Consider the following 13,322-nt stretch of genomic DNA (forward strand, 5'->3'; position numbering starts at 1 on the left):
TATGCTGCTCGGCTATGGCCTATGACGAGGTACTGGCGCAGCGGGTGCGTGAGCGGCTGGAGAATGAGAACGGCGTGGCCGAGAAACGCATGTTTGGCGGGCTGTCCTTCCTCGCCCACGGGAATCTCGTAGTCGCGGTGAGCGGTGATGATCTGCTCGTGCGGGTCGGCCCTGAGGGCACGCACGACGCACTTGCCCGCCCCGGTGCGCGGCCCGCCGTGATGGGCTCGCGCACGATGCGCGGTTGGGTGCGCGCCGCCGGGGAAAGCCTTGACGACAGCGCGCTGGACCACTGGATCGCAACCGCGCTGGCTTACACCGCAACGCTGCCGGCCACATGACCGATTGGCGTCGGCTCGTAGCCGGCCCACGGCCGTCAGCGCGGACCGCGTGTATTCCTACCGCGCCATCTGCCGACACACTGACACCCTGCTCAATGACTCGATGCATCAGACCTGCGTGAGGGCATACAGGAGGGTTCGTACCGGCTCGGCTTCGCTGCGGGATTCTCGCCCGACGAGCCGTAGCTGAAGCGGGGGCGTGGGGGTGTCGAGGGCCTGGAGCCGTCCCCGATCGAGATCGTCGCGGACGACGAAGTCGGGAAGGACTGCAACTCCCCGCCCGGCCGCTACCCATTCACGAACCTGGGCGAGTCCGCCGACAGCGGTCAGGTCGGTGCCCTGGCCGAGCCAGCGTCGGGTGGCTATCCAGAACGAGCAGCGGGATTCCTGGCCGATGAGGATGGCGCCGTCGCGAACCTCCCGCGGAGAGACCGGTCGTCCAAGGAGGGCGTGGTTGGGGTCTGCAACGGTGAGCATGGGCACCTCGCGTAGGTCGAGGTGTTTCAGCTCGACGTCGGGGACGGGGTAGCCGAGGTCGCCGACCTCGGACCCGGTGTCGAGCAGGACAAGGCGGCGGCGGCCGAGCTCCTGGACACGGTCGGGCTCTTGGAGCCGCGGGCGGCTCCGCCCCCTGCGTTGTGGCCGACCAGGTCGTGCGCGGACTGTGGCAGCTGGGGCATCACAACAACGCGCTGCCGTGGGTGCGGCACCTGGCGGAACGTGCCCGAGCGGTACCCGCCGGGCCGATGTCCACGCTGCCAACGCGACGGCCTGCCCGTGCATGCGGAAGGACTGTGTCGCGGGTGCCTGGTCTACGTCCGCGAGCACGACCCCGTAACCGCCGACGAGTCCTTCACCCAGCTCTCCTTCGCCGGGCCGCTCTCCCACCAGCTCAAGCGCAGACCAGGAGAGTTGGGATTCGTCGTGCACGGCCGGTCCGGGCCGCTGAGGCGGGCCCGTGCTCGGACCCGGACGGCACGCGTACAACGTCCGACGGAGTGGGTGCCGGGTGTTTCAGGGCAGCTCTCCCTGTTCGCGATGGCCCGCCGGTGGCAGCGTCGGCACCTCGTCACCACGGCGTCGGACATGCCGGCTTCGGAAGCGGCTCTGCTGGACTCGTTCTTCGCCGCCCATCCCAAGGTGTGGCTCGCTGACCCGCGCACGATGCAGGGCGCCGCCGCCGTCGTCCTGCGCACGCTGCTGACCTGGATGGGCGGAAATGAGCCGATCCCCGAACGGGATGTGCGCTCCCTCGCAGCCACGGCCTCAGCAGGCGGCGCCGTGACCCACAGCGTGGTCACCTTCCTCGACCAGCACGGTCTACTCGATCCCGACGAACTACACGAGATGCCAGATCAGTTGCTCACCGACGTCCAGTGCCGAATCCCGGACGGTGTCGCAAGCCTGAGCGTCGACCGCCGTGACCGACACGACGCTCACGAGCTGCGCAAGCAGATCGCCCGACTGCCCGAGCCGATGGCCCAGCAGATGCACGCCTGGGTCGAGGTCATGCGCGGCGGCGGCTGTTATGAGCACTCACCCGCCTACCAGCTGATCCGCCGCTATCTGCGCATGGCTTCACCCGCCCTGGCCGCGTGGGCGACCGCGGGCAAAGACTTGCGGCAGATCACGCGCGAGGACGTCCAGACCCAGCTCGACCGGTACCAGGGGAACGTGTACCGGGGGCTGCTCAGCGTGCTGCGGAGCATCTTCCGGGCACTGAAACAGGAACGGCTGATCTTCAGCAACCCCACTGCCGGACTGAAGGCACCGGGCAGCGCTGACCTCCCGCGTTCGCTGTCCAGCGACCGTCTGGCCGGGATTCTGGACCGACTCGACGGGCCGCGCGACCGCCTTATCGTCGGCCTGGTCGCCATCCACGCCATCCACGCGATGGAGGTGGCCCGGCTCCTGCTGACCGACGTGAACCTGAAGAACCGGACGATTGCGGTACGGCGGGGCCTGCACCTTCACATCGTCTCCCTCGACGACCTGAGCACCCGGCTGGTGGCCGACTGGCTGCGCGAACGCCGCACCCGCTGGCCCCGGGCCACCAATCCCCATCTGGTCGTCACACCCTGGACCTACCGGCACCCGGCATCGCCGCAGATCAGCTACACCGGGATGCGTTCCGCCTTCGACCAGATCGGGCTCCTGCCCCGCCAGCTGTGGACCGACCGTGTCCTGGACGAAGCCCGCGAGACGGCAGACCCGGTCAGTCTCGTACGGCTCTTCGGTATCCACCCCAGGATCGCTGTGAAGTACGTGCACACGGCGCACCCCGACAAGGCCCTGCCGCGAATTCGCTGAAGCTGGTGCGCCAGTTCGGCATCAAGCAAAGTCCGCCATGCACTATGCCGGTGGGCCGATTCGTTGAGGAGCTCCCAGCTTCCCGGTGACGGCCGCTACAGATCGACAGCAACGGGGCCGCCCGGAACTTCCGGACGACCCCGCTCGCGAATGCTGCTCAGCCCGCGACGGCAATGGCGGCCCGCTCGGGCTCTGCCGCGCCACGGGCGGCGAGGTAGCGCTCGGCGTCCAGGGCTGCGGCGGCGCCGGTGCCGGCGGCGGTGATGGCCTGACGGTAGGTGTGGTCGACGACGTCGCCGGCCGCGAACACCCCGGGCAGGCTCGTCACCGTGCTCGGGGCGGCCACGGTGATGTAGCCCTCGCCATCGAGATCGAGCTGGCCGGTGAACAGATCGGTGCGCGGGTCGTGGCCGATCGCGATGAACAGCCCCGTCACGTCCACGTCGCGGGTGGCGCCGGTGAAGACGTCACGCAGAACGACGCCGCCGAGCATGCCGTTCGTCTCGTTGATCTCGGCGATCTCGCTGTCGAAGGCGAAGGAGATCTTGTCGTCGGCGAACGCCCGGTCCTGCATGACCTTCGAGGCCCGCAGCGTGGAGCGGCGGTGGACGACGGTGACCGAGCGGGCGAAGCGGGTGAGGAAGGTGGCTTCCTCCATGGCGGTATCGCCACCGCCGACCACGACGATGTCACGGCCCCTGAAGAAGAATCCGTCGCAGGTCGCACACCAGGACACCCCGCGACCGGACAGCTCATCCTCGCCTCGCAGGCCGAGCTTGCGGTAGCCCGAGCCGGTCGCGATGATCACCGTCTTCGCGCGGTGCACGGCCCCCGCAGAGTCGGTGAGCAGCTTGATGTCGCCGGTCAGATCCACTTCCACGATGTCGTCGTCGATCATCTCGGCGCCGAACCTCTCGGCCTGGGTCCGCATGTTCTCCATGAGGACCGGGCCGTCGACGCCGTCGGGGAAGCCGGGGAAGTTCTCCACCTCGGTGGTGGTCGTGAGCGAGCCGCCGACGAAGATGCTGCTGCCGAACAGCAGGGGCCTGAGCTGGGCGCGGGCGGTGTAGAGGGCGGCGGTGTAACCGGCGGGGCCCGAGCCGATGATGACGACGTCGCGTATCTCGCTCACGCCGTCGCCCCCGGCTTGGCCGGGGCGATCTCGGCGATCAGGTCCTCGATGCGGGTCTTGATCTCGTCGCGGATCGGGCGGACGGCCTCGACACCCTGGCCGGCCGGGTCCTCGAGCTTCCAGTCCAGGTAGCGCTTGCCGGGGAAGACGGGGCAGGTGTCGCCGCAGCCCATGGTGATGCAGACGTCCGAGGCGCGGACGGCGTCGACGGTGAGGATCTTCGGTGTCTCGGCGGAGATGTCGATGCCGACCTCGGCCATGGCCGCGACGGCGGCCGGGTTGACCTGGTCGCCGGGGTTGGAGCCGGCGGAGCGGACCTCGACGCGGTCTCCGGCCAGGTGGGTCAGCCAGGCGGCGGCCATCTGGGAGCGGCCGGCGTTGTGGACGCAGACGAACAGGACGGACGGCTTGTCGGCCATGGTGATCGTTCTCTCTCGTCGCATGGCGGAACCCGGCCGCCGATGACTTCAGCCCCCGCTGGTATCAGCGGGCAATGATGTGAGAGTATCAGTGCATGCTGACTTCAGTCGATCCTGATGTGATCCGGGTGCTGGGCGATCCGCTCCGCCTGAAAATCGTGTCCCTGCTGGCGCGCGAGACGCTCTGTACGACGCACCTGGTCGAGGAGACCGGAGCCAGGCAGACCAATCTGTCCAACCACATGAAGGTGCTGCGCGAGGCCAAGATGGTGGAGACCGAGCCGTGCGGCCGCTTCACGTACTACAAGCTCAAGCCCGAGGTCCTGTCCGGGCTCTCCGAGCAGTTCGCCGCGCTGGCCGCCTCCGCCCGCACCGCCGCCGAGAACAAGAGGGCTTGCCCGTGACCTCCACCGAGCCCACCACCTCTACCCAGGGCGCCGGCCCGGCCGGGGACGACTCGATCGTCCAGAAGCTCTCCACCCTCGACCGTTATCTTGCGGTGTGGATCCTGCTGGCCATGGCCGTCGGGCTGGGCCTGGGCCGTCTCATCCCGGGGATGAACGACGCGCTCGCGAAGATCGAGATCGGCGGGATCTCCCTGCCGATCGCGCTCGGCCTGCTGGTCATGATGTACCCGGTCCTGGCCAAGGTCCGTTACGACAAGCTGGAGCGCGTCACCGGCGACAAGACGCTGATGGCGTCCTCGCTGGTCATTAACTGGATCGTCGGCCCGGCGGTGATGTTCGCCCTGGCGTGGATCTTCCTGCCGGACCTGCCCGAGTACCGCACCGGCCTGATCATCGTCGGCCTGGCCCGCTGCATCGCCATGGTCATCATCTGGAACGATCTGGCCTGCGGCGACCGTGAGGCCGCCGCCGTTCTCGTCGCCCTGAACTCGGTGTTCCAGGTCTTCGCGTTCGGTCTGCTGGGCTGGTTCTACCTCGACCTGCTGCCGCGCTGGATGAACCTCGGCGACGGTCAGGGCCTGGACGTGTCGGTGTGGCACATCGCCCTGAACGTGATCATCTTCCTCGGCATCCCGCTGCTGGCCGGGTTCCTCACCCGCCGCATCGGCGAGCAGAGGATGGGCCGCGAGAACTATGAGAATAAGTTCCTGCCGAAGATCGGCCCGTGGGCGCTGTACGGGCTGCTGTTCACGATCGTCATCCTCTTCGCCCTGCAGGGGAAGACCATCACCTCGCAGCCGCTGGACGTCGTACGGATTGCACTGCCCCTGCTGGTGTACTTCGCGATCATGTTCTTCGGTACGTTCGTGCTCGGCAAGGGCCTGGGCCTGGCCTACGACCGCACGGCGACGCTGGCGTTCACGGCGGCGGGCAACAACTTCGAGTTGGCCATCGCGGTCGCCATCGCCACCTTCGGTGTCACCTCCGGCCAGGCCCTGTCCGGCGTCGTCGGCCCGCTTATCGAAGTGCCGGTCCTCATCGGCCTGGTCTACGTCGCGCTCGCCTGGCGGAAGAAGTTCGCCGCCGACGCGGTGACCACGGCTCCATGACGCAGCACACGGATGTGGTGGTGGTCGGCGGCGGCCAGGCTGGGCTCGCCGCCGGCTACCACCTGCGCCGCCGCGGCCTCGACTTCGTGATCCTGGACGCCGATCCGGCGCCGGGCGGGTCCTGGCAGCACATGTGGGACTCGCTGCACCTGTTCTCCCCCGCCGAGCACTCCTCGCTGCCCGGACGGCTCATGCCGGCCCAGGCACGCGCGATCTATCCCGGCGCGGGGCACGTGGTGGACTACCTCGCCGACTACGAGAAGCGCTACGAGCTACCCGTCCAGCACGGCACCCGCGTTGACGCAGTGCGCCGCGACGGCGACCAGCTCCTGGTCGAGGCGGACTCCGGCACCTGGCAGGGGAAGGCGGTCATCAGCGCCACCGGAACGTGGTCGCGTCCCTTCCTGCCCGCCGTGCCCGGCCGGAGCGTCTTCACTGGACAACAGCTGCACACAGTCACCTACCGTTCCCCGGCAGACTTCACAGACCAGCGCGTCCTCGTGGTCGGCGGCGGGAACTCCGGCGCCCAGATCGCCGCCGACCTCACCCTCGGCGGACAGGCTGAGGTGACGTGGGTTACCCAACGTCCGCCGCGCTTCCTGCCGGACGACATTGACGGCCGTGCCCTGTTCGACGTCGCGACCTCACGCCGCCGCGCCCTCGAAGAAGGCCGTACCGACACGGGCGGGGTAGCCTCGCTCGGCGACATCGTCGCCGTACCCCCGGTCCGCGCCGCCCGCGACGCCGGACTCCTGACCGCGAAGCCGATGTTCTCCCGGCTCACCACCAATGGTGTCCAATGGGCCGACGGCAGCCACAGCGGCGCGGATGCGGTGATCTGGTGCACTGGCTTCCGCCCGGCGCTGGCCCATCTCGCCCCGCTGAGCCTGCGCGGCCCTCGCGGGCACATCCCCACCGATGGCACGCGCTCGCTCGGCGAGCCGCGGCTGCATCTGCTTGGCTACGGCGACTGGACCGGCCCGGCCTCGGCCACCCTCATCGGCGTCGGCCGTCCGGCCCGTGACGCCGCCCGCGCGATCGCACAGCTCCTGTAACCGTCGGGTGGCGGCGGGACTGGCGCTGGCACACCTCCGCGTACACGTCCCGCTCACCGCTCTTTCCCTGCCGTCCGTCCAGGCGTCAGGCGGCGGCCGGCAGGGCCAGCAGCTTGCCCATGGCGGCGAGCACCGCCGGCTCGACCCGGTAGTAGACCCAGGTGCCGCGCCGCTCGGAAGTCAGCAGCCCGGCCTCCTTGAGCTTCTTCAGGTGGTGGGACACCGTGGGCTGGGAGACGCCGACGTCGGAGATGTCGCACACGCACGCCTCCCCACCCTCGTGCGAGGCCACCGCGGAGAACAGCCGCAGCCGCACCGGGTCACCAAGCGCCTTGAACATCCGCGCGGCCCTCTCGGCCTCCTCGGCGGTCATCGGGCGTTCGGTCAGCGGCGGGCAGCACGGCGCCACACCCTGACCGTCGGCGGGTTCGAGCAGCGGCAGCACCTTCGCATTCGACATGCGTCTATGTTGACACACGTCGAACCAGCGGGGCGAGGGGCGTCACCGGCGCGCGAGGCGGGAGGCCAGGCGCCGGGCGATCCGCTGCGCGTCCCGGCCCGCGCCGCGCAATGAGTTCGACGACAGGCTGCGCTGCCACTCCAGCCCGACGAACGCTAGCCCCGGCACCCCGGTGGCGAGGCCCTCGCGGTGCCGGGGGCTCCCGTCGGCGTCCAGGGCACCGTCGAGATGAGCGAGGTAGGGCAGGTTGGGGCGGTATCCGGTGGCGAGCACGATTGCGTCGACCTCCTCCCGCTGTCCGTCCGGCCAGATGAGCTTGGCCCCGTCGGTGCCGGTGAACATGGGGCGCCGGTCGGGCTGCCCGGCGGCCAGGGCGGCCCGGTAGCGGCCGTTGTCGATGACCGGCTGCGCCGGCGGGTGCGACAGGAGACGGCCGAGGGGCGCGGTGTCCAGGCCGGTGCGCTTGGTCCAGAAGGGCAGGTCGCGGCCGAGGATGTGCTGCGCCGCGAACTTGACCGGCCCGCGGGTGGCGAGCGTGACGCGTGCGGTCCTGGCGAGTTCGGCGACGATCTGCACCGCGGAGTTCCCGGCTCCGACCACGATCACGCGGCGGCCCGCGAGCGGGGCTGGATTGCGGTAGTCGGCGGCGTGCAGCACCTGGCCGGTGTACTCCTTGATGCCCGGCAGCGCTGGCCGGTACGGGCGCCCGAACGTCCCCGACGGCCCGCGCGGACAGCCGGTCGCCGCCCTCCAGTTCCACTTCGAAGGCATCCCCGGTGCGGTGGACCGTGCTGACACGGCAGTTGGTGCGGATGTCGGCGTTCAGGCGGTCGGTGTAGGCGGTGAGGTAGGCGACGACCTCGTCGCGGTGCGGATACCGCTCTCGGTCGGCGCCCGGGAACGGCATCCCGGGCAGCGAGCTGTACCGGGCGGGCGAGAACAAGGTGAGGCTGTCGTAGTAGCGCGGCCACGACCCGAGCGCCCGACCGGATGCCTCCAGCACCACCGGCCGCAGCCCGCGCCGGAGCAGCGCGTGGGCGGTGGCGAGTCCGGACTGGCCCCCGCCGATCACGGCGACGTCGATGTGCTCCATCAGCAGATCTCCCCTCAGGTTCGATGAATGTCTATGTTGACGCTTATCAATACAGGTGTCATGCTGGGCCGCGCAAGCCATCGACAGATGTCGAAACACGCAAGGAGTCGCCGTGAACGCGCCCGCCACCACCGAGCTGCCCGTCGTCGTGATCGGAGCCGGCCCCGCCGGTCTGGCCGCCGCCGCCCACCTGATCGACCAGGGCATCGAGCCCCTGGTCCTGGAAGCCGGTCCCACGGCCGGCGCCGCGGTGCGCGAGTGGGCGCACGTGCGCCTGTTCTCCACCTGGGGTGAGGTCGTCGACCCGGCCGCCGAAAAGCTCCTGGCTCCCACCGGCTGGACCCGCCCCGACCCGGCGACCTACCCCTCCGGCGGCGACTGGGCCGACCTCTACCTGCAGCCGCTCGCCGATGCCCTCGGCGACCGTGTCCGCACCGGCGCCACCGTCACCGGCGTCTCGCGCACCGGCCGGGACCGCATCGTGGACGCCGATCGCGAGACCCAGCCGTTCGTTGTGCACAGCGCCCACGCCGACGGCCGCCAGGAGCGCGTCTTCGCCCGCGCGGTCATCGACGCCTCCGGCACCTGGGCCACGCCCAGCCCGGCCGGCGGCAGCGGCCTTGCCGCCCTCGGCGAGAGGGCCGCCGCCGACCGGATCACCTACCGTGTCCCGGACCTGAAGGACCCGGCCGTCCGCGCACGGTATGCGGGCAAGCGCACCGCCGTGATCGGCTCCGGCGCCTCCGCCTTCACCGCGCTCGCCTACCTCGCCGACCTCGCCAAGTCCGACGACGGCGCGGGGACGAAGGGGGTGTGGATCCTGCGCAGGGGCATCTCCGGCTCCACCTTCGGCGGTGGCGAAGCCGACCAGCTCCCCGCCCGCGGCGCCCTCGGGCTGGCGGCCAAGGCCGCCGTCGACGCCGGTCACGCGGACGCGGTCACCGGCTTCCGCACCGAGGCCATCGAACGGGACGACGAGGGCCGCCTGGTCCTGGTCGGCGAGGACGGGCACGGCCTGGACGCGGTCGACGAGGTGATCGTGCTGACCGGTTTCCGCCCCGACCTCACCTTCCTTGACGAGCTGCGCCTGGGCCTGGACGAGCGGCTTCAGGCGCCGGTCGAGCTGGCTCCGCTGATCGACCCCAACCAGCACTCCTGCGGCACCGTCTACCCCCACGGCCACCGCGAGCTCTCCCACCCGGAGCAGGGCGTGTACCTGGTCGGGATGAAGTCCTACGGCCGCGCACCGACCTTCCTGGCGATGACCGGCTACGAGCAGGTCCGCTCCGTCGCCGCCGCCATCGCCGGCGACCTCGCCTCCGCCGACCGGGTTGAACTCACCCTGCCCGAGACCGGAGTCTGCGGCGGCGCCGGTCTCTTCGACACCCCTGACACCCAGGAAACCGACGGCGGGGGCTGCTGCGCGCCCACCCCGCAGCTCGTCCAGCTCGGCGCCCCCGCCACGGTCGGGGCGGGAGCCGAGCAGGACCCGGCGGGCGGCTGCTGCGGCTCGTGACCGGCCTGGGCACCCCCGCGCGCGGGGCCGCGACCGGAACAGGGGACCGGTCGCGGCCCCGCGCCGCCCTGCCCGCCCTGTGCGCCACGCAGATCGTGAGCTGGGGCATCGTCTACTACGCCTTCCCCGTCCTCAACCCGCAGATCACCGCCGCGACCGGCTGGCCGACCGGGGCGACCACCGCGGCGTTCTCCCTGGGTCTCGTCGTCTCCGCCCTCGCCGGGATCCGCGTCGGGCGCATCCTCGACCGGCGCGGCCCGCGCACCGTCATGACCGTCGGCTCCGTGCTCGGCGTGGTCAGCCTGCTGATCGTGGCAGCCGCCCCGAACATTCCAATCTTCGTGGCCGGTTGGGCGTTGGCCGGGCTCGCGATGGCATCCACCTTCTACCAGCCCGCGTTCGCCGCCCTCACCCGCTGGCGGGCCCCCGACCACGTGCGCGCACTGACCGTCCTCACCCTCGCCGGCGGGCTCGCCTCCACCGTCTTCGCGCCCCTGACCGCGGCCCTCTCCGACCACCTGGGCTGGCGCCACACCTACCTCGTGCTCGCCGGCATCCTCGCCCTCATCACCATCCCCGCCCACGCCCTGGCGCTGCGCGCGCCCTGGCCCGACGCTCCAACAGGCTCCCCGCACGCGGCCGAAGGCGCTGCCGGGATCGGGCGCAGCCGGCCGTTCCTTCTGCTCGCCGCCGCGTTCACCCTCTCGGGCTTCGCGATGTACGCCGTCGTCGTCGCCCTCGTCCCGCTTCTCCTGGAACGGGGGTACACCACCAGTCAGGCCGCCTGGGCCCTCGGTATCGGCGGCGCCGGACAGACCCTGGGCCGCACCCTGTACGCCGCGCTCGCCCGCCGCACCACCGCCACGGCCCGTACGACGATCCTGATCGCGCTTGGCGGGCTGGCCACCGCCGCGTTCGCCGCCGTGCCCGGCCCCTACGCCCTGCTCGTCACGGCGTCGGTTGTGGCCGGCATGGTCCGCGGCAACCTCACCCTGCTCCAGGCCACCGCCATCACCGACCGCTGGGGTACCACGCACTACGGCCGCCTCTCCGGGCTCCTCGCAGCCCCGGCAACCGCAGCAGCAGCCTGCGCGCCATTCGCCGGTGCGGCCCTGGCCGTGCCGCTCGGCGGCTACGGACCGCTCTTCTGCCTCCTGGCCGTCGTCTCTGCGGCTGCCGCGCTCATCGCTCCATGGACAGCCGCCTGCTCCGCACGCCGCCGATCCCCACATGGCTCTGTCCATGCGAACGGACAGCACTTCGACACCGGTTCGTCAGGCGCCAGGCCGCGGGAGCCGGGGTGAATTGTTCACGAAGTTCGACAGCGCCGCCCCAGAGCGTGATGCGGGACTCCACGCCCGGGATCGATCCACGATTTCCTGAATTCAGGGATTGCTGTACTCTCGTGGAGTGCTGACTGTTGCCTCTGACATCGAGGTGCTGGCCCGGTTCGGCCGCGCGCTCGCCGACCCGATCCGCTGCCGCATCCTGCTCGCCCTCCGCGACGCCCCGGCCTACCCGGCCGCCCTCGCCGACGTCCTCAGCGTCTCGCGGACCCGGCTGTCAAACCACCTCGCGTGCCTGCGCGACTGCGGCCTGGTCGTCACCACCCCCGACGGCCGCCGCACCCGCTACGAACTCGCCGACGAGCGCCTCGGCCACGCACTCGACGACCTGCGTAGCGCCGTGGTCGCCGTCGCAACCGACCGGATCTGCACGGACGCCGACGAGAAGGGGTGCTGCTGACCATGACCGCGGAGATCTCCATATCCCTGGGCCCCACCCCTGCCCGGCGCGACGCGCTCGCCAAGCGGATACGACTGCTGGTCGCCGCGACCATCACCTACAACGTCATCGAGGCGATCGTCGCCATCACTGCCGGGACGATCGCCTCCTCCACGGCCTTGGTCGGCTTCGGTCTCGACTCGGTCATCGAGGTGTCCTCCGCCGCCGCGGTCGCCTGGCAGTTCTCCGCCCGCGAGCACGCCGTGCGTGAAGCCCGGGAGAAGACCACCCTGCGGATCATCGCCGTGTCGTTCTTCGCGCTCGCCGCGTACGTTGCGATCGATGCCGCCCGCGCACTGGCCGGGACCGGTGAGGCAGATCGGTCAATCCCCGGCATCGTCATCGCGGCACTGTCGCTGGCGATCATGCCGTTCCTGTCCGCCGCCCAGCGCAAGGCCGGCCGTGAACTCGGCTCCGCCAGCGCGGTCGCCGACTCCAAGCAGACGCTGCTGTGCACCTACCTGTCCGCCGTGCTGCTCGTCGGCCTGGTGCTCAACGCGACCCTCGGTTGGTCCTGGGCCGACCCGATCGCGGCGATCGTCATCGCCGCCATCGCGGTCAGGGAAGGCCGCGATGCGTGGCGAGGCAAGGGCTGTTGCGCTCCCACCGCCCACACTCCGGTCCTCACCGGGCCCGCCGTAGCCGTGACGGACACGTGCGGCTGCGAGCCGGGCTGCACCTGCTGCTCGTGAACATCTCGTTGCAGATCCACTCCCGCCTGCTCCGATCCACCGATACTGACCCGGCGATCGAGACAGGGCGGGGGCAGCGGTGGAGTGGACGATCTGGGCCGGGTTCGCAGCCGGCCTGCTGATCTCGACGGTGACCGTACCGGTCGGCGTGTCCGGAGCGGTCTTCCTCCTGCCGATCCAGCTCAGCGTCCTCGGCGTGCCGAGTCCCGCTGTCACGCCGACGAACCTGCTGTTCAATGTGGTGGCCGGACCAGGCGCACTGTGGCGCTACCGCCGCGACGGCGCTCTGCGCGGCGGACTGACCCGGCGCCTGGTCATCTGGACGCTGCCCGGTGTCATCGCCGGCGCCGCCCTCCGCGTCTTCGCCCTCCCCGGCCCCGGCGTATTCCGCCTCCTGGTCGCCGCCTTCCTGCTGCCTCTGGGCGCCTGGCTGTGCCTGCGCACCCTGCGCCCGGCCCGCCACCACACGGGCCTCCAAACAGGCGAGCCGCCCTCGCCCGCGCTCGCCGCGCTGGCCCTGAGCGTCGGGCTGGTGGGCGGGATCTACGGAATCGGCGGGGGCTCCCTGCTCGGCCCCATCCTCGCCGCACGCGGCATACCCATGGCCCGTCTCGCACCGGCCACACTCGCCGCGACCTTCACCACCTCGCTCACCGGAGCCACCGCGTACGCCGTGTTGGCCGCGGTGAGCTCCGGGCCCGTCGCCCCCGATTGGTGGCTCGGCGTGGCCTGCGGCCTCGGAGGTCTGATCGGCGGCTACCTCGGCGCCCGGCTCCAGCCGCACCTTCCCGAGACCGCGCTCCGTCTCCTCCTCGGCACACTCGCCGCCGCTCTCGGCTCGCTGTACGCCGCCCAGGCCCTCGTGAGGTGAGCGGCGCGGCCGGTCAGTTGATACACGCGGCGTACGCGGCAAGGAGGCGCCTGAAGTTGTCGTCCGGCTTAAAGGTGGCCGCCAACTCCTACGGGGCGACGATCAAGCCGAACCTGCACGCTCACGGACACC

Annotated in this window: 15 protein-coding genes and 1 pseudogene; 10 read left to right on the plus strand and 6 right to left on the minus strand. The window is 70.9% G+C overall.

The window, feature by feature from the left end:
- The first annotated feature begins 14 nt into the window (after window positions 1-14).
- Window positions 15-341 carry a TfoX/Sxy family protein gene (locus tag ABZ454_RS15180; protein ID WP_359538205.1) on the plus strand — a complete coding sequence of 109 codons (327 nt, stop codon included), beginning with the start codon at window positions 15-17 and terminating at the stop codon, window positions 339-341.
- Window positions 342-449: 108 nt separating this feature from the next.
- Here ABZ454_RS15180 and ABZ454_RS15185 read toward each other — a convergent pair whose 3' ends face one another.
- Window positions 450-1,124, minus strand: a complete 675-nt coding sequence (locus ABZ454_RS15185) for a substrate-binding domain-containing protein (RefSeq protein WP_359538373.1) — start codon at window positions 1,122-1,124, stop codon at window positions 450-452.
- Here ABZ454_RS15185 and ABZ454_RS15190 point away from each other — a divergent pair.
- Window positions 1,119-2,651, plus strand: a complete 1,533-nt coding sequence (locus tag ABZ454_RS15190) for a hypothetical protein (RefSeq protein ID WP_359538382.1) — start codon at window positions 1,119-1,121, stop codon at window positions 2,649-2,651. The two genes, ABZ454_RS15185 and ABZ454_RS15190, sit on opposite strands and share 6 nt — an antisense overlap.
- Before the next feature lie 157 nt (window positions 2,652-2,808).
- Here the strand turns inward: ABZ454_RS15190 and trxB are convergent, their stop codons facing one another.
- Window positions 2,809-3,783 carry a thioredoxin-disulfide reductase gene (gene trxB / locus ABZ454_RS15195; RefSeq protein WP_359538206.1) on the minus strand — a complete coding sequence of 325 codons (975 nt, stop codon included), beginning with the start codon at window positions 3,781-3,783 and terminating at the stop codon, window positions 2,809-2,811.
- Window positions 3,780-4,202, minus strand: coding sequence for an arsenate reductase ArsC (locus ABZ454_RS15200; protein ID WP_359538374.1), 423 nt, complete (start codon window positions 4,200-4,202; stop codon window positions 3,780-3,782). Before ABZ454_RS15200 ends, trxB begins: the two co-directional genes overlap by 4 nt.
- 95 nt (window positions 4,203-4,297) lie before the next feature.
- Between ABZ454_RS15200 and ABZ454_RS15205 the strand changes: the two genes are divergently transcribed.
- From ABZ454_RS15205 to ABZ454_RS15215, 3 genes are read left to right on the plus strand one after another with little or no spacing between them, the layout of a single operon-like run.
- Window positions 4,298-4,606: a metalloregulator ArsR/SmtB family transcription factor gene (locus ABZ454_RS15205; RefSeq protein ID WP_359538208.1), complete on the plus strand. Its 309-nt coding sequence runs from the start codon at window positions 4,298-4,300 to the stop codon at window positions 4,604-4,606.
- On the plus strand, window positions 4,603-5,718 hold the full coding sequence (arsB, locus tag ABZ454_RS15210; protein WP_359538210.1) for an ACR3 family arsenite efflux transporter: 1,116 nt from the start codon (window positions 4,603-4,605) through the stop codon (window positions 5,716-5,718). Before ABZ454_RS15205 ends, arsB begins: the two co-directional genes overlap by 4 nt.
- Window positions 5,715-6,773, plus strand: coding sequence for an ArsO family NAD(P)H-dependent flavin-containing monooxygenase (locus ABZ454_RS15215; protein ID WP_359538212.1), 1,059 nt, complete (start codon window positions 5,715-5,717; stop codon window positions 6,771-6,773). The genes arsB and ABZ454_RS15215 overlap by 4 nt, the downstream gene beginning before the upstream one ends.
- An 85-nt stretch (window positions 6,774-6,858) precedes the next feature.
- On the opposite strand, the gene ABZ454_RS15220 is transcribed toward ABZ454_RS15215, so the two are convergent.
- From ABZ454_RS15220 to ABZ454_RS15230, 3 genes and pseudogenes are all read right to left on the minus strand, one after another.
- Complete coding sequence (locus ABZ454_RS15220) at window positions 6,859-7,233, minus strand: metalloregulator ArsR/SmtB family transcription factor (RefSeq protein ID WP_359538214.1); 375 nt, start codon at window positions 7,231-7,233, stop codon at window positions 6,859-6,861.
- 42 nt (window positions 7,234-7,275) lie between these two features.
- On the minus strand, window positions 7,276-8,004 hold the full coding sequence (locus ABZ454_RS15225; RefSeq protein ID WP_359538215.1) for an NAD(P)-binding domain-containing protein: 729 nt from the start codon (window positions 8,002-8,004) through the stop codon (window positions 7,276-7,278).
- 13 nt (window positions 8,005-8,017) lie between these two features.
- Window positions 8,018-8,533, minus strand: a pseudogene (locus ABZ454_RS15230) (FAD-dependent oxidoreductase); the annotation flags it as partial.
- On the opposite strand from ABZ454_RS15230, the gene ABZ454_RS15235 reads away from it, so the two are divergent.
- From ABZ454_RS15235 to ABZ454_RS15255, 5 genes are all read left to right on the plus strand, one after another.
- On the plus strand, window positions 8,439-9,842 hold the full coding sequence (locus tag ABZ454_RS15235; RefSeq protein WP_359538216.1) for an NAD(P)-binding domain-containing protein: 1,404 nt from the start codon (window positions 8,439-8,441) through the stop codon (window positions 9,840-9,842). The pseudogene ABZ454_RS15230 and the gene ABZ454_RS15235 sit on opposite strands and share 95 nt — an antisense overlap.
- The gene (locus ABZ454_RS15240) at window positions 9,839-11,146 is read left to right on the plus strand and encodes an MFS transporter (RefSeq protein ID WP_359538217.1); all 1,308 of its coding nucleotides are present in this window, start codon (window positions 9,839-9,841) and stop codon (window positions 11,144-11,146) included. The genes ABZ454_RS15235 and ABZ454_RS15240 overlap by 4 nt, the downstream gene beginning before the upstream one ends.
- Before the next feature lie 106 nt (window positions 11,147-11,252).
- A complete protein-coding gene (locus tag ABZ454_RS15245; RefSeq protein WP_359538218.1) occupies window positions 11,253-11,588 on the plus strand; it encodes a metalloregulator ArsR/SmtB family transcription factor in 336 nt (111 codons plus the stop codon).
- Window positions 11,589-11,590: 2 nt separating this feature from the next.
- Window positions 11,591-12,319, plus strand: a complete 729-nt coding sequence (locus tag ABZ454_RS15250; protein WP_359538219.1) for a cation transporter — start codon at window positions 11,591-11,593, stop codon at window positions 12,317-12,319.
- Between the two features lie 79 nt (window positions 12,320-12,398).
- Window positions 12,399-13,190, plus strand: coding sequence for a sulfite exporter TauE/SafE family protein (locus tag ABZ454_RS15255; protein ID WP_359538221.1), 792 nt, complete (start codon window positions 12,399-12,401; stop codon window positions 13,188-13,190).
- Window positions 13,191-13,322 lie beyond the last annotated feature (132 nt).

Origin of the sequence: Streptomyces sp. NPDC005803 (genome assembly GCF_040630435.1) — a bacterium.
In the GTDB taxonomy this organism is placed as follows: domain Bacteria; phylum Actinomycetota; class Actinomycetes; order Streptomycetales; family Streptomycetaceae; genus Streptomyces.

Bases quoted from the DNA above. Each gene is read 5' to 3' on its own strand.
- ABZ454_RS15180 (WP_359538205.1), top strand. From the start codon at position 15: ATGGCCTATGACGAGGTACTGGCGCAGCGGGTGCGTGAGCGGCTGGAG.
- ABZ454_RS15185 (WP_359538373.1), bottom strand. From the start codon at position 1,124: ATGCACGGGCAGGCCGTCGCGTTGGCAGCGTGGACATCGGCCCGGCGG.
- ABZ454_RS15200 (WP_359538374.1), bottom strand. From the start codon at position 4,202: ATGGCCGACAAGCCGTCCGTCCTGTTCGTCTGCGTCCACAACGCCGGC.
- ABZ454_RS15205 (WP_359538208.1), top strand. From the start codon at position 4,298: ATGCTGACTTCAGTCGATCCTGATGTGATCCGGGTGCTGGGCGATCCG.
- ABZ454_RS15215 (WP_359538212.1), top strand. From the start codon at position 5,715: ATGACGCAGCACACGGATGTGGTGGTGGTCGGCGGCGGCCAGGCTGGG.
- ABZ454_RS15220 (WP_359538214.1), bottom strand. From the start codon at position 7,233: ATGTCGAATGCGAAGGTGCTGCCGCTGCTCGAACCCGCCGACGGTCAG.
- ABZ454_RS15225 (WP_359538215.1), bottom strand. From the start codon at position 8,004: ATGCCTTCGAAGTGGAACTGGAGGGCGGCGACCGGCTGTCCGCGCGGG.
- ABZ454_RS15250 (WP_359538219.1), top strand. From the start codon at position 11,591: ATGACCGCGGAGATCTCCATATCCCTGGGCCCCACCCCTGCCCGGCGC.